This is a genomic window from Nonomuraea sp. NPDC050790 (assembly GCF_044456745.1).
Classification (GTDB): Bacteria; Actinomycetota; Actinomycetes; order Streptosporangiales; family Streptosporangiaceae; genus Nonomuraea.
In genome coordinates this window covers 130,326-150,031 of the sequence record NZ_JBITGF010000005.1, presented here as the reverse complement: position 1 = coordinate 150,031, position 19,706 = coordinate 130,326, and the positions used below count along the sequence as shown (strand labels likewise).

The 19,706-nt window shown below is 71.7% G+C and carries 21 protein-coding genes; 11 read left to right on the top strand and 10 right to left on the bottom strand.

Going from position 1 to position 19,706, the window contains the following annotated elements; translation table 11 throughout:
• The 8 genes from ACIBEJ_RS26000 to ACIBEJ_RS25965 are packed head-to-tail and all read left to right on the top strand — an operon-like array spanning position 1 to position 6,918.
• Entirely contained in the window at positions 1–1,080 is a 1,080-nt protein-coding gene (locus ACIBEJ_RS26000) for an MCE family protein (RefSeq protein WP_397185424.1), read from the top strand.
• Entirely contained in the window at positions 1,080–2,105 is a 1,026-nt protein-coding gene (locus ACIBEJ_RS25995) for an MlaD family protein (protein WP_397185423.1), read from the top strand. The genes ACIBEJ_RS26000 and ACIBEJ_RS25995 overlap by 1 nt, the downstream gene beginning before the upstream one ends.
• The gene (locus tag ACIBEJ_RS25990) at positions 2,102–3,130 is read left to right on the top strand and encodes an MCE family protein (protein ID WP_397185422.1); all 1,029 of its coding nucleotides are present in this window, start codon (positions 2,102–2,104) and stop codon (positions 3,128–3,130) included. Before ACIBEJ_RS25995 ends, ACIBEJ_RS25990 begins: the two co-directional genes overlap by 4 nt.
• Positions 3,127–4,143, top strand: a complete 1,017-nt coding sequence (locus ACIBEJ_RS25985; RefSeq protein WP_397185421.1) for an MCE family protein — start codon at positions 3,127–3,129, stop codon at positions 4,141–4,143. The genes ACIBEJ_RS25990 and ACIBEJ_RS25985 overlap by 4 nt, the downstream gene beginning before the upstream one ends.
• The gene (locus ACIBEJ_RS25980; protein WP_397185420.1) at positions 4,140–5,492 is read left to right on the top strand and encodes an MCE family protein; all 1,353 of its coding nucleotides are present in this window, start codon (positions 4,140–4,142) and stop codon (positions 5,490–5,492) included. Before ACIBEJ_RS25985 ends, ACIBEJ_RS25980 begins: the two co-directional genes overlap by 4 nt.
• Positions 5,489–6,148: a hypothetical protein gene (locus tag ACIBEJ_RS25975; protein ID WP_397185419.1), complete on the top strand. Its 660-nt coding sequence runs from the start codon at positions 5,489–5,491 to the stop codon at positions 6,146–6,148. Before ACIBEJ_RS25980 ends, ACIBEJ_RS25975 begins: the two co-directional genes overlap by 4 nt.
• A gap of 11 nt (positions 6,149–6,159) precedes the next feature.
• Positions 6,160–6,729 carry a 4'-phosphopantetheinyl transferase family protein gene (locus tag ACIBEJ_RS25970; RefSeq protein ID WP_397185418.1) on the top strand — a complete coding sequence of 190 codons (570 nt, stop codon included), beginning with the start codon at positions 6,160–6,162 and terminating at the stop codon, positions 6,727–6,729.
• A 9-nt stretch (positions 6,730–6,738) separates the two neighbouring features.
• Positions 6,739–6,918 (top strand): hypothetical protein, encoded by a 180-nt coding sequence (locus ACIBEJ_RS25965; RefSeq protein ID WP_397185417.1) that lies wholly within the window; start codon positions 6,739–6,741, stop codon positions 6,916–6,918.
• On the opposite strand, the gene nuoH is transcribed toward ACIBEJ_RS25965, so the two are convergent.
• The gene (gene nuoH / locus ACIBEJ_RS25960) at positions 6,899–8,188 is read right to left on the bottom strand and encodes an NADH-quinone oxidoreductase subunit NuoH (protein WP_397185416.1); all 1,290 of its coding nucleotides are present in this window, start codon (positions 8,186–8,188) and stop codon (positions 6,899–6,901) included. The genes ACIBEJ_RS25965 and nuoH overlap by 20 nt on opposite strands.
• A 34-nt stretch (positions 8,189–8,222) precedes the next feature.
• Complete coding sequence (locus ACIBEJ_RS25955; protein WP_397186086.1) at positions 8,223–9,050, bottom strand: helix-turn-helix domain-containing protein; 828 nt, start codon at positions 9,048–9,050, stop codon at positions 8,223–8,225.
• 103 nt (positions 9,051–9,153) lie between these two features.
• Here ACIBEJ_RS25955 and ACIBEJ_RS25950 point away from each other — a divergent pair, with 103 nt between their 5' ends.
• The gene (locus ACIBEJ_RS25950) at positions 9,154–9,714 is read left to right on the top strand and encodes a hypothetical protein (RefSeq protein ID WP_397185415.1); all 561 of its coding nucleotides are present in this window, start codon (positions 9,154–9,156) and stop codon (positions 9,712–9,714) included.
• 12 nt (positions 9,715–9,726) lie between these two features.
• On the opposite strand, the gene ACIBEJ_RS25945 is transcribed toward ACIBEJ_RS25950, so the two are convergent.
• Positions 9,727–10,455, bottom strand: coding sequence for a GntR family transcriptional regulator (locus ACIBEJ_RS25945; RefSeq protein ID WP_397185414.1), 729 nt, complete (start codon positions 10,453–10,455; stop codon positions 9,727–9,729).
• Between the two features lie 138 nt (positions 10,456–10,593).
• Complete coding sequence (locus ACIBEJ_RS25940) at positions 10,594–11,844, bottom strand: MFS transporter (protein ID WP_397185413.1); 1,251 nt, start codon at positions 11,842–11,844, stop codon at positions 10,594–10,596.
• Positions 11,845–11,925: 81 nt separating this feature from the next.
• Here ACIBEJ_RS25940 and ACIBEJ_RS25935 point away from each other — a divergent pair, with 81 nt between their 5' ends.
• Positions 11,926–12,786: a LysR substrate-binding domain-containing protein gene (locus ACIBEJ_RS25935; protein WP_397185412.1), complete on the top strand. Its 861-nt coding sequence runs from the start codon at positions 11,926–11,928 to the stop codon at positions 12,784–12,786.
• On the opposite strand, the gene ACIBEJ_RS25930 is transcribed toward ACIBEJ_RS25935, so the two are convergent.
• Positions 12,783–14,180 carry an aminopeptidase P family protein gene (locus ACIBEJ_RS25930; RefSeq protein WP_397185411.1) on the bottom strand — a complete coding sequence of 466 codons (1,398 nt, stop codon included), beginning with the start codon at positions 14,178–14,180 and terminating at the stop codon, positions 12,783–12,785. The two genes, ACIBEJ_RS25935 and ACIBEJ_RS25930, sit on opposite strands and share 4 nt — an antisense overlap.
• A 156-nt stretch (positions 14,181–14,336) precedes the next feature.
• Here ACIBEJ_RS25930 and ACIBEJ_RS25925 point away from each other — a divergent pair, with 156 nt between their 5' ends.
• On the top strand, positions 14,337–14,765 hold the full coding sequence (locus ACIBEJ_RS25925; protein ID WP_397185410.1) for a CBS domain-containing protein: 429 nt from the start codon (positions 14,337–14,339) through the stop codon (positions 14,763–14,765).
• Here the strand turns inward: ACIBEJ_RS25925 and ACIBEJ_RS25920 are convergent.
• From ACIBEJ_RS25920 to ACIBEJ_RS25900, 5 genes are read right to left on the bottom strand one after another with little or no spacing between them, the layout of a single operon-like run.
• Positions 14,710–15,393, bottom strand: coding sequence for an ABC transporter ATP-binding protein (locus tag ACIBEJ_RS25920; RefSeq protein WP_397185409.1), 684 nt, complete (start codon positions 15,391–15,393; stop codon positions 14,710–14,712). The two genes, ACIBEJ_RS25925 and ACIBEJ_RS25920, sit on opposite strands and share 56 nt — an antisense overlap.
• A complete protein-coding gene (locus ACIBEJ_RS25915) occupies positions 15,377–16,297 on the bottom strand; it encodes an ABC transporter ATP-binding protein (RefSeq protein WP_397186085.1) in 921 nt (306 codons plus the stop codon). The genes ACIBEJ_RS25920 and ACIBEJ_RS25915 overlap by 17 nt, the downstream gene beginning before the upstream one ends.
• Entirely contained in the window at positions 16,297–17,148 is an 852-nt protein-coding gene (locus ACIBEJ_RS25910; protein WP_397185408.1) for an ABC transporter permease, read from the bottom strand. The genes ACIBEJ_RS25915 and ACIBEJ_RS25910 overlap by 1 nt, the downstream gene beginning before the upstream one ends.
• The gene (locus ACIBEJ_RS25905) at positions 17,145–18,107 is read right to left on the bottom strand and encodes an ABC transporter permease (protein WP_397185407.1); all 963 of its coding nucleotides are present in this window, start codon (positions 18,105–18,107) and stop codon (positions 17,145–17,147) included. Before ACIBEJ_RS25905 ends, ACIBEJ_RS25910 begins: the two co-directional genes overlap by 4 nt.
• Positions 18,107–19,666 carry an ABC transporter substrate-binding protein gene (locus ACIBEJ_RS25900; protein ID WP_397185406.1) on the bottom strand — a complete coding sequence of 520 codons (1,560 nt, stop codon included), beginning with the start codon at positions 19,664–19,666 and terminating at the stop codon, positions 18,107–18,109. Before ACIBEJ_RS25900 ends, ACIBEJ_RS25905 begins: the two co-directional genes overlap by 1 nt.
• Positions 19,667–19,706: the final 40 nt, after the last annotated feature.

Here is a 19,706-nt window from a genome sequence, read left to right as displayed (position 1 = left end):
GTGGCCGTGCCGGCCGGGAAGGAGCGGACCTCGCCGCAGATCGTGCGACGCCGCTGGACCCTGGCGAAGTTCGCGCTGTTCTTCGGCGTCGCCGCGGGCCTGATCGGGCTGATCATCGTCCAGATCGCCCGGGTCTCCACCGGCGGCGGTTACAGCCTGATCGCCACCTTCGACGACGTCTCCGGTCTCGTGGAGGGCGACCAGGTCAAGATCGCGGGCGCGCCGGTCGGCCAGGTCGACGCCATCAAGGTGGTGAACGGCAGAGCCGAGGTCACCATGGAGGTGCAGGACGGCGTCACCGTGCCTTCCGACACCGAGGCGGCCATCCGCTGGCGCAACGCGGTCGGCCAGCGCGTGGTCTACCTGCTGCCCGGCACCGCCAAGGACCGCCTGCCGCCGGGCGCGCGCATCGCCCGCACCGCCTCGGTCGTGGACATCGGCGAGCTGGTCAGCGACCTCGGCCCGCTGACCAGGAGCCTGGACCCCGAGCAGATCAACCAGTTGCTCACCGCCGCCGCCAAGTCGCTCAAGGGCAACGACAAGAACATCCCGAGGCTCCTCGACAACGTCAACGCCATCACCGGCACGCTCACCGAGCGCAGGCAGACCATCCGCGCGCTGCTGAAGGACTACGCGACCGTCAGCGGCGTCGTCGCCAAGCGCGACGAGCAGATCTCCCAGCTCGTCGACAACCTGGTCGTGCTGTCGGAGGCGTTCGCCGACAACAGGCGGCTCATCGACGACTCGATCGTGGAGCTGAGCGCGACCCTGCACACCTCCAACGAAGTGCTCGGCAAGAACGCCGGGGAGCTGGGCGCGCTCGTGGACAACCTGTCACGCCTGACCGGCGGCATCCGCCGCAACGTGGGCACCATCGAGAAGACGGTCAACACCTTCCGCCCGCTGTTCGAGCGCGCCTACACCAGCGTCAACCGCGGCCACTACTTCATCTCCGCGGTGCCGTGCGTGGCGCTGGGCCCGTCGCCGTGCCCCTACCCGATGACCACGCCGCCGCCGCTGCGCGGCAGCAAGAAGATCGCCAGCACGAAGGACCTTCAGAAGCTCATGGTGGGTGACTGATGGCCCTGAAGTCCTTCCGCGACCGCAACAAGATCGTCGTCGGCCTCGTGTCGATGGCCGTGCTCGGCTCGCTGCTGGTGGGCACCTTCCTGGTGGGCAGCCTGGGCCTGCTGGAGGGCGGCTACACGATGTCGGGGGTCTTCACCGACTCCGGCGGGCTGCGCGGCGGGCAGGACGTGCGGGTGGCGGGCGTGCGCGTCGGCGAGGTGACCGAGGTCCGCGCGGACTACGCCCAGGGGCACGTCGTGGTCACCTGGCGCGTGGACTCCGAGGTACGGCTGGGCCGTACCACCAGGGCCGACATCGCCCTGTCGAACCTCCTCGGCGGGCGCTACGTCCGGCTGACCGGACCGGTCGCCGCCCCGTTCATGGACCAGCTCCCCGAGGGGCAGCGCCGCATCCCCGTGGAGCGCACCGGCACCCCGACGCTGATCAACGACGCGATCAAGGACGCCACCCGCCTGGTCAAGGCCCTGGACACCGACGCCGTGGACGACCTGCTCACCGAGCTCGGCAAGATCGACACCAGCAAGCGGGGCCGGATCACCCGCCTGCTGAAGAACATCGGCGACCTGTCGGACACCATCAGCGAGAGCGAGCCCCAGCTCCAGAAGCTCCTCGACAACGGCACCCGGATCATGGACCTGCTGGAGAAGAAGGACAAGCAGCTCGCCCGCCTGATCGACGCCATCGAGATCATGCTGAACGAGCTGCGCGGGCGCAGGAACGAGCTGCGCACGCTGCTGGGCGACGGCAGCGACCTGGTGCGGAGCACCACCGAGCTGATCGACGAGCATGAGAAGTCGCTGGTCCAGGTCCTCGACGACAACGGCGCGATCACCACGCGGCTCAACGCGAGCAACCAGGAGTTCAACAAACTGGTGGCCTGGATCGGGCCGACGTTCTCCGGCCTGGCGACGATGGGCGGCCAGGGGCCCTGGATCGAGGCGATCGCCACCGGGCTCGGGCCGATCAACCCCGAGGTGCTGGGCGCCATCGCCAAGGACAGGAAGAACGACCGATGAGAGTGCTGAGGCTGCTCGTGGCGGCGATCCTGCTGGTGTCCTGCGGCGGCTGCGGGCTGGTGGGCGGGGCGGGGCCGTACACGATCACCGCGATCTTCTCCAGCGCGCCCTCGCTGTACGAGCAGGCGCGCGTGAAGGTGATGGGCCTGGACGCCGGGTACGTGGAGCGGATCGCGATCGAGGGCGACCGGGTCAGGGTGACGATGTCGGTGGACGCGCAGGTACCGCTGCCCGACCAGGTGAAGGCGGTGGTCGCGCCGCAGAACACGCTCGGCGAGCGCAACGTGGTGCTGTACCCGCCGTGGAAGCCCGGTGACCGGCGGGCCGGGCCGGGCACGGTCATCCCGCTGGGACGTACCGACCTGCCGGTGGAGATCGACGACGCGCTGGACGCCTTCACGAAGCTGACCGACGCCCTGGACGACGAGAAGCTCGGCGACGTCGCGGGCAACCTGGCCGACGGCGTACGCGGACGCGGCAAGACGATCAACGGCGCGCTGGCCGACACCGCCGAGCTGACCGGCACCCTGGCCAAGCAGGACCAGCAGCTCGTGGACCTGGCCAAGGGCCTGAACCGGCTGGCCACCAGCCTCAACGAACGCGAGGGCCAGGTGACCAGGGCCATCGACGCCTTCTCCGAGGCGAGCGCGATCCTGGCCGAGGAACGGCGCAGGCTGCGCGGCTTCATCTCGGGCATGGCCGACTTCGTCCGGCGCGGCGACGTGATCATCGAGGAGTACTCCGAGCGCCTGCCCAGGGCCGCCGGGACGCTGGCCGAGATGGTGCTGACCGTGCGGGCCAACAGTGAGTCGCTGGCCGCGGGCATCAAGGGCGCGGCCGACTTCGCCGACGTGCTCGTCGAGGCGTGGGACAGGAAGAACCACCTGCTGAAGATCCGCGTCGTGCTCAACGCGATGACCAGGGCGTGGCTGCAGCCGCTGTTCGACGCGCTGAACCTGGGCAAGGTGCCGTGCCTGCCCGGCCGGCTCAGCAACTGCCCGTTCCAGAAGAAGGGCGGACGATGAGAGCGCGCGCGCTGACCGCCCTGCTCGCGGTGGCGATCACCACCTCGTGCTCGCCGGGGGCGGGCGACCTGACGCTCCACGCGACCTTCGACGACGTGCAGAGCCTGGTCTCCGGCCACAGCGTGCAGGTCTCCGACGTCAAGGTGGGCACGGTCACCGAGATCCGGCTGCAGGGCTACCAGGCCAGGGTGACCATGGAGATCGACGCCGCGCACCGGGTCCCGCAGGGCACGACGGCCACGGTCGCCAAGACCTCGGTGCTGGGGGAGAACTACGTCGCGCTGACCCCGCCGCCGGGCAAGGACCTGGCCACGGGGCCGTACCTGCCCACGGGCGCGACGATCACCGACACCTCCGTCGAGCCCGACATCGAGCAGGTCACCGAGAAGGCCGGCCCGCTCATCGAGGCCATCGGCGCCCAGGACGTCAACGGCATCCTGGAGGCCGCCTCGACCGCCTTCGCCGGCAAGGGCGGCGACGTCAACCAGCTCATCAGGAAGACCGCCGAGGTCACCGACAGCTACGCCGCCGCCCGCACCGAACTGGCTGCCACCATCGACCACCTGGCGCGGCTCGGCGACGACCTGGCCAAGGGCGAGAAGGAGCTGGACAGGCTGCCCGGCACGCTGGCCGCGGCCACCGCCAGGATCGCGCACGGACGCAAGCACGTGAAGCGGGCCCTCGTCGCGCTGACCGGCCTGGCCAAGGAGGCCAACGCCACCGTCTACCCGCGCCACGCGGCCCGCCTGCGCACGATCATGCGCGAGCTGGACGGCGTCACCGACGCGATGATGCGCGGCAAGGAGGACCTCAAGCGCCTCATGGCCAGGATCCAGTTCTTCATCGACACCCCGCCGATCACCGTCAACGGCCAGGTGCTCATCTACGTCTGGCTGAAGGGCCTGCTGGTCAACGACGGCAGGGGCGTCATTCCCAACGACGTCAAGGTCGAGCCGCCGGCGCTGCCGAACCAGCTCAAGGACTTCCAGCTCCTGTGGGAGCCGCCGCGATGAGGAACCTGCGCATCTACCTCAACCTGGGATTCTTCGCGCTGCTGGGGATCGTGATGACGGTCTGGGCGTTCACCACGATCATCAAGCTGGACGCGATCGAGCAGCCGTACCGGGTCTCGGCCGAGTTCGAGTCCTCGCCCGGCCTGATCCGCGGCTTCGACGTCGCCTATCTGGGGGTGCGGGTCGGGCGGATCGGCGACGTACGGCTGGCGCCCGGCAAGATCGTCGTGGGCCTCGACATCGACCGGGAGGTCCGGCTGCCCAAGGCGCTGACGGCCGAGGTCAGGCGGAAGTCGGCGATCGGCGAGCCGTACGTGGAGCTGTCCCCGCCGAAGGCGATGACCGGCCAGAACCTCGCGCCCGGGGACACGATCCCGCTGCGCAGCACGTCGGTGCCGCTGGACTACAAGAAGCTGTTCGAGGGCGTGGGCAAGCTGCTCAACGCGGTCCCGCCCAAGGACGCCAAGACGATCACGCACGAGCTGGCCGTGGCGCTGGAAGGCCGATCGCCGGCGATCAGGAGCATCGTCGACGACGCCCACGGGCTGACCGACACGCTGGCCGACAACTCCGCGGTGCTCGACGAGCTGTCGGTGCAGCTCACCGAGCTGACCCACACGCTGGCGGGCAAACGGAACGAGCTGGCCTCGGGGATCGAGAACACCGAACTGGTGACGGCCTCGCTGGTGGAGTCGCGGCGGGAGCTCAACGCGTTCCTGGACCACGGGCCGGGGGTGTTCGCGCAGATCGACGGGCTGCTCAAGCGGGCCAGGCCGGGCCTGTCCTGCCTGCTGACGGCGGCCGGGGCGCCGCACAAGCCGATCTTCTCCGCCGCGTCGGAGCGCAACGTCCACCACCTGCTGAGCATCATGCCGACCGCGCTGAGCCTGGCCGACGACATCAGCGACCGCCGCGACGGCACCGTGTACGGGCGCAACATGTTCGTCTTCAGCGTGCCGGGCGGGCCGAAGGTGGCCGAGGAGTACGCCGAGCCGCTGGGGCCTCCGGCCATCCCGGGGCTGCGCGCCTGCCCCAAACGCGCGCCCGCCGCCGAGGAACGCCCGGCTGAGGAGCGCCCCGCCGAACGCGAAACCGGCGAACGCGCCCCGGACCCCGACGCCGCCGAACGACGCGACCAGGAGGGCCCGCCCGTGGCAGGTGAGAAGAAGAAGGAGCTGACGCCGACCCCGGAGAAGGACGTTCCCGCCAGGACAGCCTCGGCGGACACCCCACTGGACCACACTCCGCTGATTGCCGCGATATTCCTCGCGGTCGTCGCGGGTGGTGGCATCGTGGGCTGGATCGCGGTGGGCCGTGCCGCCCGCCGGCGCGAAACGGAGCTTTTATGACCACTGACCAGGAAACCCCCGCGAAGGTCGAGTCTGAAGTAGAGGTTGAGACCGAGGCTCAGCCAAAGGTCGACTCCGGTTCCAGGCGGAAGATCCTGGGCGCCGTGGCCGCCATGCTCGTCGCCGCCCTCGCCGCGACGGCCGTGCTCCAGTGGTTGTCCGCCGGCCGCGCCCAGGAGGCCCGCGCCGCGCTGGAGGCCGACCGGGCGCTGCGCCTGGAGGTCTCCCAGGCCGCGCACACCTTCGGCCAGTCGCTGCTCAGCTACGACTACCAGAGCCTCCAGGCCACCAGGACCAAGCTCATGGCCATGGCCACCGGCGACTTCCTCAACACCTACGACGACGCCCTCGGCGGCGTGATGGAGCAGGTCATCGTCAAGCTGCAGGCCGTCTCCGTCGCCACCGTCCGCGACGTCTACCTCGCCGACGTCGACCAGTCCTCCGCCCATGCCATTGTGGTGGTGGACCAACAGGTGACGACCGCCAAGGCGATCAGAAGCGTCAAGGACTCGCACCTGAAGATCGCTCTGGTGCGGGAGAAGGGGTCATGGAAGGTTCGCGAGGTCACGGTGCTCGGCGCGGCCCAGGAGAACCAGTACAACAAGGACGGCACGCCCCTGGCCGACCCGAGCCCCACCCCGAGCGAGAAGGACTGACCGCCGTCGTCATGGGGGCGCGCCCGGAGCAGGTGCTCGCCCCCGCCGGCTGGCTCACCGACGTCGAGCGCGCGCGGTCCGCGCGCTTCGTGCACGAGGCCGACCGCCGCGCGTTCGTGGCCGCCCATCTCCTGGTACGGCTCAGCGCCGCCGCCTGCCTGGACACCGATCCCGCCGCCCTCACCCTGTTGCAGCACTGCGAGATCCACGGGGAGGGGCACGGCCGGCCGTACCTGAAGGAGTTCCCCGACCTCGGCGTCAGCCTGAGCCACACGCGCGGCTACGTCGCGGCGGCGGCCGGGCCGGGACGGGTGGGCGTGGACGCGGAGCGGGTGCCGCCGGGCGACTTCGACACCACGCTGGCCGCCCAGATCGCCGCGCCCACGAGCATCACCGGCAACACGGAGCTGATCCGGCTGTGGGCGCGCAAGGAGGCGCTCATCAAGCGCGGCGAGCTGTCGCTGGACACCGTCCGCAGCCTGGTGGAGTGGGAGGGGCGGCACGTGCTCGAATGGATGGAGCCGCCGGACGTGGTGGTGGTCGCGGTCACCGACGTCAGGGCCGAGCGGGTGGCCGTATAGCCTGGGAGCATGTTCTACAAGAAGCCCATCGAGGAGCGTATCGCCGACCGCATGGCGAAGCGGCGTCCGCTGGAGGAGGGCAAGACGTTCGAGCACGGGCCGGCGAAGTTCGTGTTCATCTCGCTGCTGGTGGCGGTCGTGCTGATGCACGTGGTCGGCGTCGCCATCGTCATGGCGTTCGACGCCTAGCCGCCGCCTCCCGGCTCGCCGGGCCGCCGTGGTAGTGCGGCAGGTCGAGCGGAGGCACGGGGAAGCCGCCCGCCGAACGGGACAGCTCGTCGAACTCGGCCGCCACCCTCGCCCGCGCGGCCTCCTCACGCCGCTGGCCCACGGTGTCGAATCGCAGCCAGACGGCCAGCACGCCGATCACGACGGCCGCGCCGATCCCGATGCCGAGCACCCTGTCGCCGTCGTTCACCACGAGGTTGCGCACCGCGGCCACGATCATGATCGTCGCCAGACTGGCCGGGATCAGCACCTTCCATCCCAGCGCCATCAACTGGTCGTAGCGCACGCGGGGCAGCGAGGCCCGTACCCAGACCACGAAGCAGAAGACCAGCGCGAACTTGGCGAAGAACCAGAGCAGTCCCCACCAGCCCTCGTCCGGCAGCCCGAACGGGGCCCGCCAGCCGCCGAGGAAGAGCGTGACCGCCGTCGCCGAGGCGGTGAACGTGTGCAGGTACTCGCCCATCATGATCAGGGCGAACTTCAGCGAGGAGGAGTACTCGGTCTGGAAGCCGCCGACCAGCTCGCCCTCACCCTCGGGCAGGTCGAACGGGATGCGCCCGGCCTCGCCGAACATGCAGACCACGTAGATCACGAACGACGGCAGCAGCAGCACCGCGAACCAGGTCTGCTCCTGCGCGGCGACGATCTCGGCGGTCGACAGCGTCCCGGCCAGCAGGAACACGGACACGAACGACAGGCCCATGGCGATCTCGTAGGAGACCACCTGCGCCGCGCTCCGCAGACCACCCAGCAGCGCGTACGGCGAGCGTGACGACCACCCGGCCAGCACCACCCCGTAGACCGAGACGGCGCCCATGGCCAGCATGAACAGCACCGCGACCGGAAGATCCACGAGCTGCAGCGGCGTCCGGACCCCGAACAGGCTGACCATGCCCGCGAACGGCGTGATCGAGAAGGCCAGGAACGCCGGCACCACCATGATGACCGGGGCCAGCAGGTAGAGGCCCTTGTCCACCGTGTTCGGGAACAGATCCTCCTTCAGGCCCATCTTGATCGCGTCGGCGACCGACTGCAGGATGCCGAACCGGCCGGCCCGGCTGGGCCCCCTCCGGTGTTGCATGCGCGCGATCAGCTTGCGCTCGAACCAGACTCCGAAGACGACCCCGAGCCCCAGGAAGAGGAAGAGCAGCACCGCCTTCACGATGGTGATCCACAACGGGTCCCGGCCGAAGTCGGCTAGGCCCGGATCGGCCGCGAGTACGCCTGCCATGACGTGATGCCCCTTCCTCAAGAGGAAGATCACGCTAGACGGACAGGCGATCGGTGTCTTGGACGAATGCGAACAGGCGCTTCGGCGTCATCCGCGTCATCGCCCGTGCCTCCCTGGCCAGGTGGGACTGGTCGGCGTACCCGCAGGCGACGGCGTCGTCCAGCCTGGCCGACGGCCGCCGCCAGGTGTCCAAAGCACGCTGGAACCTGGCGATCCTGGCGACCGTCTTCGGCGTCAGCCCCACCACCCGGCCGAACCCGAGCTCGACGTAACGGCGGCTGATGCCCAGTTCGGCGGCGAGGGCGGCCACGGTGGGCGGCCCGGCCGGGTCCTGCAGCCGCGTCCAGGCGTGCGTGATCAGGTCGTCGGGGCCGTGCGCGGGACGCAGCCACCTGGTCAGCAGCTCTTCCAGCAGGCCGAAACGCTCGGCCCAGCTCGCCCGCGCGAGCAACCGGCCGCTCAGCTCCTCCGCCCGCGGGCCGAGCAGGCCGCGCGGCCCGGGCAGGTCGCGCCGGACGAGCAGGTCCTCCAGCCGCACGGTCGTGCCGGTCACCTCCCGCAGGGGCGCCCCCGTCAGCGCCGCCATCCCGGCCGGGGTGAGCCCCACTGCCATGCCGTGCCGCCACGGCGTGCGCGGCGAGAACGTCGCGCTCGCGCGGGGACCGGTGACGATCGGGACCACACCGGTGAAGTCGATGATCAGCGTGGCCGCGTTCAGCGGCAGCGTCCTGCTGGGCTCCACCGTCCCGATGCGGAACCCGGCCCACCCCAGCACGTACGGACGCAGGCGCGGCGGCGCCGGACGCGCGCTCATCTCGTACGGCTCCGCCCCCGGCCGCACGGGCAGCGAATGGATCGCCATCACCCCGCCAGCCTGCCCCACCCGGCGGCCAGAGGAAAAGCGCACGGTCCTTTCGTGCGTTCCGCACCTGCCCTTTGACCGCCGCTGGCGCGAGGTTCGAGTCATGACGACGACACGGCGCCACCCCCTCCGCCGGCTGGCGAACCGCTGGCCCACCGCCCTCGCGCTGACCATGTCCGCCCTCACCTTCGGCGGCGGCACGTCGAGCCAGCAGGTGTACTCGCTGGCCGGCACGCTGCTGATCCTGCAACTGCTCTACCTGGTCATCGCCAAGCTCAGGCGGCGCGAGGCCACCTGGCCCGGCCTGGTGATCGGGCTCGCCCTCGTCGTCGCGCTGCGCGTCCTGGACGTGGTCGAGCCGGCGTTCGTGTACTCGGGCCTGGCGCTGGTCGTCCTCGTGTGGGGAGCGGCCGACGGGCAGCTCAGAAGCTCGGGGACGCTGCGGGTCCAGGCCGTGGGGATGCTCGTCTTCGGGGTCCTGGCCTTCGCCGGGCTGCTCGTCGATCCCTCGATCGGGCGGTACGTGGTGGCCGCGGGCTGGTTCTTCCACGGCGTCTGGGACTTCGTGCACCTCAAGCTCGACAAGGTCGTGGCACGCAGCTTCGCGGAGTGGTGCGGCGTCGTGGACGTGCTCATCGCCGCCCAGCTCGTTCTGATGCTCTGACGCCTGGATGCTCTAGCGCCGGAAGTTCAGGACGAAGCGGATGCGGTCGCCCTGGATGCGGCGCCGGACGTAGAGGACGGGCGTGCCGTCGGGGTCGCAGCTCACGCCCTCGCGGACCAGCAGCGGGCTGCCGATGGCCACGCCCAGGTGCTCGGCGTCGCCGATGTCGGCGGCGGTGGCGCTGAAGGCCCGCCAGTCGTACTGCAGGGCCACGCCCAAGGAACGCACCACGTTGCCCTCCGGCGGCAGGCGGCCGGGCAGCAGGGGCTTGGGCAGCCAGTAGGTGTTGACCGCCCAGGGCTCGGCGGCGATCCAGATGAGCGTCTCGACCCGGGCCAGGTCGCCGGGGCCGCGGCGCAGGTGGGCGGCGGCCTCCAGGTCCTCGGGGGCGTGCGCGGCGGTGGCGGTGGCGACGATGCGCTCGACCGCGCTCTCCACGCCTTCCCCGGGCAGGGCGGCGTGCATGCTGCCCAGGTCGACCCGCTGGCTCAGCGGATCGACGTCGATGGAGACCCGGGTCACGGGGGAGCGGACGAAGGTTCCCACGCCGCGGCGGATCTCCACCGAGCCGGCCCGGTCGAGCTCGGCGATGGCCTGGCGGATCGTCAGCCGGTTGACGCCGAACTCCGCCGACAGCTCCGGCTCGCTGGGCAGCCGCGCTCCCGAGGGCAGGGCGCCCGAGTCGATCCGTTCCTGGAGCGTGCGCGCGAGCCGGCGGTAGACCGGGGTGGAGGAACGCATGTTCACCAGCTTGCCACCGGCGGTATCGGCCCGCGTCAACGTCAACATCTAGACATCTAGACGTGGTCCGGAGGCGAACCTCGACACGATCGGCTCCAGGCGCGGGGGAGCGGAGGGTTCCTGCTGAGCTGCGGCCTCTCACCGGCGGCCGTCGCCGCGATCCGCGCCCGCCCCGGCGCGCCGGCCGCGGGGCCGGACGCCGGCGTCACTCCGGCGGCGAACCTGCTCCAGCGTGTCGAAGCGGCGCGCGAGCGCCGCCAGCAGGCCCGCGCCCACGGCCAGGGCGGCCGAGACCGCGATCACGCTGGACCAGCCGCCGCTCTCCCACCGCCGCGCGGCCAGCGCCCCGAACAGCGAACTGCCCGCGTAGTAGGCCAGCAGGTACAGCCCCGCCGCCTGCCCCACGCCCACCCCCACCCGCTGCGCGCGGTCCGACACCCAGCCGCTGACCAGCGAGTGCGTCCCGAGGAAGGCGAAGGTCAGCACCGCCAGCCCCGCCACGATCGCGGGAAGCTGGGGCGCGGCGGTGAGCAGCGTCCCGGCCAGCAGCAGCGCCACGCCGAGCAGGACCGTCACGCCCCGGCCGCGCCGCAGGGCGAGCCGTCCCGCCGCCACGGGCGCGGGCACGCCGACGGGGTAGGCGAGGAAGACGAGCGCCCCCGCCCCGCCCAGCAGGTACGGCGCCGCCTCCAGCCGGAAGGTGAGCGCGTTGCACAATCCCACGAACGCGCCCATCGTCGCCGCCCCGACCAGGCACAACGCCACCAGCGCCGGGTCGCGCAACGTCAGCGCGGTGTTGCGGGCCAGGCCGCGCAGGCTCGGCGTGGAGCGGGTGAAACCGCGCGAGGGCGGCAGCAGTACCCACAGGCCCGCCGCGCAGACGAGCATGACGCCGCCGACGGCCAGCGTGGTGCCCTGCCAGCCCCACAGCGCGTGGACGGGACCCGGCAGCAGGCGCCCGGCCGCGCCGCCGAGGGCGGTGCCCATGATGTAGGTGGCGTTGGCGCGCACGTGGTCGCGCGGCGGGGTCTCCTCGCGCACGTAGGCCAGCGCCACGGCGGGCAGCCCCGCCAGCGCGATCCCCTCCAGGCCGCGCAGCACGAGCAGCGCGTGCCAGGTCGGCGCGAACGCGCTCGCGATGCCCAGCAGGGCCGAGCCGAGCAGGGAGGCGCGCATGATGGCCACGCGCCCGGTCATGTCGGAGATCGGGCCGACGAACAGCAGCGCGACCGCCATCGTGATCGTGGTCAGCGACAGCGCGGCGGCGGACTCGCCGGGGGAGACGCCGAAGCGGCCGGCGATCCCGGGCAGGAGGGGCTGGACGTAGTAGAGGGCCAGGAAGTTCGCCAGGCCGCCGAACATCAACGCATATCTCACGCGGCGGATCACGTGCCCGATGCTGCCCGCTCCCGGCTGATGCTCAAAATGCAATAATTGACGCTGCTGATGTGAATCGCGCATCATCGCTGGGTGGACGTGCAGACGCTGCGCTGGTTCCTGTCGTTGTGCGAGACCGAGAACATGCGCGACACGGCGGCGCTGGAGCGGATCAACCAGTCGACGCTCTCGCGGGCGCTGGCCAGGCTGGAGGCCGACGTCGGGGCGGAGCTGTTCCACCGGTACGGGCGGCGGCTGGCCCTCAACAGGTTCGGCACGCTGTTTCGCGAGCACGCGGCGCGGGCGGTGGCCGAGCTGACCGAGGCGCGGGGCAGGATCGAGGCCCTGGCCGACCCCGGCACCGGGCTGATCAGGCTCGGGTTCCTGCACTCGGTGGGGCGCTGGCTGGTGCCCGAGGTGCTGCGCGACCACCGGGCCCAGACGCCGGGCATCCGCTTCGAGCTGCGGCAGGGGTTCGGCAGGGAGCTGTACGCGTGGCTGCAGCAGGGCGAGGTCGACGCCGCCTTGGTGACGCCGCCGCCGCAGGCGCACCCGGCGCGCTGGCACGGGCTGCGCGAGCAGGAGTTGTGCCTCGCGCTGCCGGTCGAGCACCCGCTGGCCGTACCGGGGCTGCGGCTGCGCGAGGTGCGGCAGGAGCCGTTCATCGCGTTCGCGCCCACGACCGACCTGCGGCGGGTGATCGACCGGCTGTGCCGGGCGGCCGGGTTCCAGCCGGTGATCGCCTTCGAGAGCGAGGAGATCGCGACCGTGCGCGGCCTCATCGGCGCCGGGCTGGGCGTGGGCGTCCTGCCGAGGCCCGCGGTGCTGGAGCACGACGACCCCGTCTACCTGCCGCTCGTGCCCGCCCAGCACCGGCCCATCGGCGTCGCCTGGGACGCCCGCGCCACCCCCGCACCGGCGGTGGCGCGTTTCCTGACGAACCTGGGCGCCTAGGACAGCAGCGTGGCCATCCAGCCCTCGACCTCGTCCGGGTGGCGGGGGAGGGCGGCGGACATGAGGCGGGCGCCGTCGCCGGTGATGACGAGGTCGTCCTCGATGCGCACCCCGACGCCCCTGAACTCCGCGGGCAGCGTGAGGTCGTCGGGCTGCAGGTAGAGGCCGGGCTCGACGGTGAGCACCTGGCCCTCCTCCAGCACGCCGTCCAGGTAGACCTCCGAGCGCGCCCTGGCGCAGTCGTGCACGTCCAGGCCGAGCATGTGGCCGCTGCTGCACAGCGTGTAGCGGCGGTACAGGCCGGTGGCCATCAGCTCGTCCACCGAGCCCCTGAGCAGGCCCCAGTCCCGCAGCCCCTCGGCGATCACCCGCATGGCCGCCAGGTGGAAGTCGCGGAAGCGGGCGCCGGGACGCAGCGCCGCGATGCCGGCGTTCTGGGCCTCGTACACCAGCGTGTACACCTGCCGCTGCACCGGGCTGAAGCGGCCCGACAACGGCAGCGTACGGGTGATGTCGGCGGTGTAGAGCGTGTCGGCTTCGACGCCGGCGTCCATGAGGAGCAGTTCGTCCGGGTTGAGGCGGCCGTCGTTGCGGATCCAGTGGAGCACGCAGGCATGGGCGCCGGAGGCCATGATGCTGTCGTAGCCGACCGCGTTGCCCTCCAGCCGCGAGCGCAGGCCGAAGATCCCCTCCAGGTACCGCTCGCCGCGCGGGTGCCGCAGGGCCTCGGGCAGGGCGCGGACCACGTCCTCGAAGCCGCGTACGCTGGCGTCCACGGCGCCCTGCAGCTCGCCGACCTCCCACTCGTCCTTGACCAGCCGCATCTCCGACAGGAAGCTCGCGAGCTCGGCGTCGCCCTCGCCGGGCGCGACGGCGGCGTCCACGACCGGGTCCACGCCGCGCAGCACGCGCGCCGCGCCCTCGGGCCGGAAGTCGCGGATGTCGGCGCACTCCACCTGGTAGAGCCGCTCGGCCTCGGCCAGGTCGGGGCGGCGGCCCACCCAGAACTCGCCGTAGCGCCGGTCGCGGTAGAACGCCTCCGAGCCCTCCTCGCGCGGCGAGCGCGGGCGCAGGTAGAGCCCGGCCTGGCCGTCCGGTTCGACCACCAGCACGTCGTCCGGCTCGCTCGCCCCGGTCAGATAGGAGTACGCGCTGTGCGGCCGGAACCGGTGGTCGCTGTCGTTGCTGCGCACCCGGAGCACCCCGGCGGGCACGATCAGCCGCTCGCCGGGGAATCGGGCGGCCAGGGCGGCCCGGCGCTTGGCCGCCCAGGGCGCGATCGGCAGCGCCGCCAGGTCGGTACGCCGGGTGTCGGCCCAGCCGGTGCGCATGAAGGCGGCCAGTTCTTCGGTGATGGGCAGGTCGTGGCTACCGGTGTTCAGCTGCTCGTTCATCGCTTCCCTGCGCTGCGGTCGGAGAGTGGTATTTCACATATTAATAGGGCGTCGGTACGGCAAGCCAGCCTACTTAACGACGGATGACGGCCCGGAGTGCTTAACCCGGGCGCCGAGCGGGGAATGACCCTGCTATCGAGAGCCGAGGTGGTGCAGATGCTCATTGGAACTATCCTGCGCAACAAGGGCAGCGACGTGATGACCGTGGAACCCGGAGCCACGGTCAGGGAACTTCTGGCCAAGCTCGCCGAACACAACATCGGCGCCGTCGTCGTCTCCTCCGACGGGACGACGATCGACGGCATCGTCTCCGAACGCGACGTCGTCCGCCGCCTCCACGACCAGGGCGCCGCCGTCCTGGACGCGGAGGTCTCCGCGATCATGACGACGGAGGTCCGCACCGCCGGACCCCACGCCAACGTCGACGAGCTGCGCCGCATCATGACGACCCACCGCTTCCGCCACATGCCCGTCGTCGACCAGGGCCGCCTGGTCGGCATCGTGAGCATCGGCGACGTGGTCAAGAGCGCTATAGAGGAGCTGGAGACGGAGAAGGCGTCCCTGGTGGACTACCTGCACCGGTGAGCTCGGCCCGGCTGCCGGCCCACCGGTCCAGCAGGACCTCGTCGTGGCTGATGGCCAGCACCCCGGCTCCCGTCCTGTCGCGGTAGGCGTTGACCACCGCGACCAGATGAGCCTGCGTCGAGGCGTCCAGCATCGTGGTCATCTCGTCACAGATCAGGTAGCCGGGGTCCAGCGTCAGCGCCCGCGCGAGGCAGGCCCGCTGGAGCTGACCGTCCGACACCTCGTGCGGGCGGCGGGTCAGCAGGTCGCCGGTCAGCCCGACCTCGGCGGCCAGCGCGGCCACCCGAGCCGCGTCGGGACGCCCCACGGCCGCCAGCGGCTCGGCGACGATCTCGCGCAGCCGCAGCTTCGGATCCACCGCCAGCCTCGGCTGCTGGTAGAGCAGCGCCACCCGGGTGCGCAGCTCGCGCGGCGCCCGCTGCCGCCAGCCGCGCACCTGGACGCCGTCCACGCTCAGCGTGCCGCCCGCCGGGCGCAGCATCATCGCCAGCACCCTGGCCAGCGTCGACTTGCCGCAGCCGCTCGGGCCGCCCAGCCCCACCACCTCGCCGGGCGGCAGGTCGAAGGAGACCCGGTCCAGGACGGTCCGCCGGCCGTACCGCACGGTGATCTCATGCGCGCGCAACATGTCCGGACCTCCAGCAGGCGACGCCGTCCGCCATCGCGGGGACGGTACGGCAGGCGTCGGCGGCCCGCGGGCAGCGGGGCGCGAACGCGCAGCCGTCGGGCAGAGCGGTCAGTTCGGGCGGCAGCCCCGGAATGGGGACGAACGCCCGGTCGGGCTGTGCGTCCACCAGCCCGGCCGTGTAGGGGTGGCGCGGGCGTTCCAGGATCTGCTCGGTGGGGCCGGTCTCGACCAGGCGGCTGGCGTACATGACCGCGATGTCGTCGGCCACCCGCTCGGCCGCGCGCAGGTCGTGCGTGATCAGCAGCACCGCCCGGCCCTCGTCGCACAGCTCGCGCAGCACGTCCATGGCCCGCTCGACCAGCGGGCGGTCCAGCCCGGTCGTGGGCTCGTCGGCCAGCAGCAGGCCCGGGTCGCCGGCCAGCGCGATCGCGTTGGCGACCCGCTGCGCCATCCCGCCGGACAGCTCGTGCGGGTAGCGGTCGAGGTCCTCGGCGCGCAGGCCGAAGCGCTCGGCCAGCTCCTCCGGCGGGCGCCGGGAGCCGAGCTCCCTGACCGCCTCGGCGAGCTGCGCCCGCGCGGTGCGCACCGGGGTCAGGTGCGTGGCCGGGCTCTGCGGGATCAGCCCGATCAGGCGCCCGCGCACCCTCTTCGCCAGTACGGCCGGCGGCGCCGCCAGCAGGTCGAGCCCCTCGCCCGCCACGTCGAGGCGGGCGGCGCCGGTGACCGTGGCGTTGGCGGGCAGCAGGCCCAGCAGCGCGTGCGCGAGCACGGACTTGCCGCAGCCGGACTCGCCGACCAGGGCCAGGCAGCGGCCGGGCCGTACCTGGAAGGAGGCTTCCGTCACGGCCCGCACCACCGCGCCGGGGACGCGGAAGCGGACCGACAGGCCGGACACGTCGAGCATCACAGCGCCAGCTCCGATCGGGTGCGCGGGTTGAGCCGGTCGCGCCAGTGCTGGGTGAGCACCGAGACCGCCAGCGTCGGCACGAGGATGAACAGGCCGGGCGCGAAGCTCGACCACCAGTCGCCCGACAGCAGCGACCGCTGACCGTCGTTGATCATGTTGCCCAGCGAGGCCAGGTGCGGCGGCAGGCCCAGGCCGAGGAAGCTGAGCGCGGTCTCGTGCCAGATCGCGTGCGGCACCATCAGCACCGTGGCCAGCAGCAGGTGCGGCGCCAGGTGCGGCAGCAGGTGCCGCCCGACCACCCGGGCGCGGCTCGCGCCGCCCGAGATAGCCGCCTCCACGAACGGGCGCTCGCGCAGCGACAGCACCTCCGAGCGGACGATGCGCGCCGCGGTCGTCCAGTGGGTGACGCCCACCGAGACGATCACCGCGTAGGGGCTCGGCGCGAACATCGCCACGATGAAGATGCCGAGCAGCAGGTGCGGCAGCGCGGAGAAGCCGTCCACCACCCGCATGAGGAGGCGGTCGGGCAGACCCCCGAGACTGCCCGCCGCCAGACCGAGGAGGCCGCCGATGACCATGCTCACCAGAGCCGCCACCAGGCCGACCATGAACGAGACGCGCAGGCCGTACAGCGAGCGCAGCAGCACGTCGCGGCCCATCTCGTCGGTGCCGAGCGGGTGCGCGAGCGACGGCGACAGGCCCGCCGAGCGCAGGTCGACCAGTTGCTGGTCGAGCTGGACGATCGGCGGCACCACCAGCACGGCCAGCGCGAGCACGCCCAGCGTGATCGCGGCCGCCCACACGCCCTTCCTGCGGACCTTCACGGGCGCGAGTTCCGTCGCCGTCATGACGTCGCCACCCTCGGGTCGGCCAGCCGGTACGCGAGATCCGCCACGAGGTTGCCGGTCAGCACCGCGACGGTGCCCAGCAGCGTCAGCACCGCCAGCAGCGGGAAGTCCACCGCCAGCGCCGCCTGCACCGAGGTCGAGGCCACGCCCGGCCAGGAGAAGACGGTCTCCACCAGGATCGCGCCGGTGACCAGTTCCGGTATGCGCGCGCCCAGCAGCGTGAGGAACGGCAGCAGCGCCGCGCGCAGCGCGTGCCTGACCAGCACCGTGCGCTCCCTGAGCCCGCGGGCCCTGGCGCCGGTGACGAAGTCCTCGCGCAGCGTGCCGATCACCGACTCGCGCACGTACAGCACCAGCCACGACGACTGCGAGACCGCCAGCACCGTCACCGGCAGCACCATGTGCCTGGCCACGTCGAGCGGGTCCACGGTGGTCGAGGCGGCGTCGGTGAGGCCGCCGGCGGGCAGCCAGCCGAGCTTGACGGAGAAGACGTAGACGACCAGGAGCGCCAGCCAGAACACCGGCGCCGACTCGTTGGCGAATGCCGCCCCGGTGATCACCCGGTCCAGCGCGCCGCCCTGCCGCCACGCGGCCAGCGTGCCCACGACCAGGCTCCCGGCCAGCATGAGCACGATCGCCGAGCCGGTCGCCAGCAGCGTCCACGGCAGGCGCTCGGCCACCACGTCCAGGACCGGGCGGTGGAAGGAGCGCGACTCGCCCAGCTCGCCCTGGAGCAGGTTGCCGAGCCAGGTCGCGTACTGCTCCATGACCGGGCGGTCCAACGCCCAGTTGGCCCGGATCTGGGCGACGACCTCCGGAGCGGTGGTCATCGCCCGGTCGCCCAGGTACTGCCGTACCGGGTCGAACGGGGAGGCGCTGGCGAGCGCGAACATGCCGATCGTGACCATGATCAGCACGGGCACGGCGAACGCCAGCCGCCACAGGACGAGGCGGAGCATCAGGCGGCGGGCTTCCAGGTGTGGATGTCGCGGAACAGGCCGCCGGTCGCGTGCTCATGGGCGTCGACGCTCTGCTGGATGCCCTGGTAGGAGCCGCGCACCACGTAGACGTGCTTGAGGAAGGTCAGGTAGGTCCAGGCCTCGTCCTCGCGGATGAGCTTCTGGAACTCGTCGTACGCCTGCTTGCGCACCGCCGGGTCGGCCGACTCGCGGCCCTTCTCCAGCGCCTTGTCCACGGCCGGGTTGTCGTAGTGGCCGGGGTTGAAGAAGCCCTTGCCCGCCTGGGAGGAGTGGAACAGGTCGTAGTTGATGTAGTCGGGGTCGTACGGCGAGCCGTACCCCATCATCAGGGCGTCCTGGGCCATGCGGGGCTCGATGGCGTCCCAGTCGAGACCGGCCAGCTTCACCTCGATGCCCGCCTTCTTGGCGTCGGAGGCGGCGGCCAGGGAGAGCTCCTTGCGCAGCGAGTCGCCGGCCGGGTACATGAGCGTGAAGCTCGCCTTGGTTCCGCCCTTGGCGCGGACGCCGTCGGGGCCGGGCTTCCACCCGGCCTCGTCGAGCACCTTCTGAGCCTGCGGGAGGTCGGCGGAGGGGCTGCCGGTGACCTCCTTGTTGTGCCAGGAGATGTCGTGCGGGACCGGGCCGAACGCGGGCTCGCCCGCCCCCGCCAGGATCGAGTCGACCATCGCCTGCCGGTCCACGGCCAGGCCGAACGCCTTCCTGATCGCCCGGTCACCGGTCACCGGCGGCTTGGACGGGAACATGATGCCCCGGTAGTCGGCGCTGTGCTGCTTGTAGACGGTCATGCCCTGCTGGCCCTCGAAGCGCTTGGCCGCCTTCGGCGGCAGCACGGTCGCGTCGAACTCGCCCGCCGCCAGGCGCGTGGAGCGCACGTTGTCGTCCGGGGCGAAGGCCACCACGACCTTCTTGATGGCCGGCGCGCCGCCCCAGTACTTCTCGTTGGCGGCCAGCGCGATCTTGTCGCCCGGGGTCCAGTGGGTGAAGGTGTACGGGCCGGTGCCCACGGGCTTGGCCGGGTCGAGGCCACCGTCGGGCACGATGCCGAGCGTGGTGCGCTGGGTGAGCGGGGCGTAGGCGTACTTGAGCGTGAACTCGACCGTCTTGTCGTCGGGCGCGGTGACCTTGTCGATGACGGCGTAGTCGCCGGCGATCGGGGAGCTGGACTTGGGGTCCAGGACGGTGGTGTAGGTGTAGACGACGTCCTTGCTGGTGAGCGCGCGGCCGTCGTGGAAGGTGACGCCGTCGCGCAGCTTGAACGTGACCTTCTTGCCGTCGGGCGAGGTGACCGGGGGCTGCGCGGCCAGCGCCGGCTTCAGCGAGAGGTCGGGACTCCTGGACATGAGGCCGTCGAACATCAGCGAGCCGCCGTCGGCCGCGTAGCCGAGGATCGGGCTGAGGTTCTCGAACTCCGAGCTGATGCCGATGACGAACGTGTCGTCGCCCTTGTCCTGGGCGCCTGGCTGAGCTGGGCCTGACGGTGCGGAACAGGCGGTGAGCACGGCGATGGACAGCACGGCGGCAGGCCGGGCCAGCCTCATGGGGAACCTCCGGGGGAACGGTTGGAACTCTGGCGAGCAT

What these genes read in the sequence shown, in the direction of transcription:
- ACIBEJ_RS25915 (WP_397186085.1), bottom strand. Translation starts at nt 16,297, where the DNA reads ATGCTCGACGTGTCCGGCCTGTCGGTCCGCTTCCGCGTCCCCGGCGCG.
- ACIBEJ_RS25945 (WP_397185414.1), bottom strand. Translation starts at nt 10,455, where the DNA reads ATGCGTTCCTCCACCCCGGTCTACCGCCGGCTCGCGCGCACGCTCCAG.
- ACIBEJ_RS25900 (WP_397185406.1), bottom strand. Translation starts at nt 19,666, where the DNA reads ATGAGGCTGGCCCGGCCTGCCGCCGTGCTGTCCATCGCCGTGCTCACC.
- ACIBEJ_RS25995 (WP_397185423.1), top strand. Translation starts at nt 1,080, where the DNA reads ATGGCCCTGAAGTCCTTCCGCGACCGCAACAAGATCGTCGTCGGCCTC.
- ACIBEJ_RS25990 (WP_397185422.1), top strand. Translation starts at nt 2,102, where the DNA reads ATGAGAGTGCTGAGGCTGCTCGTGGCGGCGATCCTGCTGGTGTCCTGC.
- ACIBEJ_RS25930 (WP_397185411.1), bottom strand. Translation starts at nt 14,180, where the DNA reads ATGAACGAGCAGCTGAACACCGGTAGCCACGACCTGCCCATCACCGAA.
- ACIBEJ_RS25975 (WP_397185419.1), top strand. Translation starts at nt 5,489, where the DNA reads ATGACCACTGACCAGGAAACCCCCGCGAAGGTCGAGTCTGAAGTAGAG.
- ACIBEJ_RS25970 (WP_397185418.1), top strand. Translation starts at nt 6,160, where the DNA reads ATGGGGGCGCGCCCGGAGCAGGTGCTCGCCCCCGCCGGCTGGCTCACC.
- ACIBEJ_RS25910 (WP_397185408.1), bottom strand. Translation starts at nt 17,148, where the DNA reads ATGACGGCGACGGAACTCGCGCCCGTGAAGGTCCGCAGGAAGGGCGTG.
- ACIBEJ_RS25920 (WP_397185409.1), bottom strand. Translation starts at nt 15,393, where the DNA reads ATGTTGCGCGCGCATGAGATCACCGTGCGGTACGGCCGGCGGACCGTC.
- nuoH (WP_397185416.1), bottom strand. Translation starts at nt 8,188, where the DNA reads ATGGCAGGCGTACTCGCGGCCGATCCGGGCCTAGCCGACTTCGGCCGG.
- ACIBEJ_RS25985 (WP_397185421.1), top strand. Translation starts at nt 3,127, where the DNA reads ATGAGAGCGCGCGCGCTGACCGCCCTGCTCGCGGTGGCGATCACCACC.
- ACIBEJ_RS25980 (WP_397185420.1), top strand. Translation starts at nt 4,140, where the DNA reads ATGAGGAACCTGCGCATCTACCTCAACCTGGGATTCTTCGCGCTGCTG.
- ACIBEJ_RS25950 (WP_397185415.1), top strand. Translation starts at nt 9,154, where the DNA reads ATGACGACGACACGGCGCCACCCCCTCCGCCGGCTGGCGAACCGCTGG.
- ACIBEJ_RS25925 (WP_397185410.1), top strand. Translation starts at nt 14,337, where the DNA reads ATGCTCATTGGAACTATCCTGCGCAACAAGGGCAGCGACGTGATGACC.
- ACIBEJ_RS25905 (WP_397185407.1), bottom strand. Translation starts at nt 18,107, where the DNA reads ATGCTCCGCCTCGTCCTGTGGCGGCTGGCGTTCGCCGTGCCCGTGCTG.
- ACIBEJ_RS25955 (WP_397186086.1), bottom strand. Translation starts at nt 9,050, where the DNA reads ATGGCGATCCATTCGCTGCCCGTGCGGCCGGGGGCGGAGCCGTACGAG.
- ACIBEJ_RS25965 (WP_397185417.1), top strand. Translation starts at nt 6,739, where the DNA reads ATGTTCTACAAGAAGCCCATCGAGGAGCGTATCGCCGACCGCATGGCG.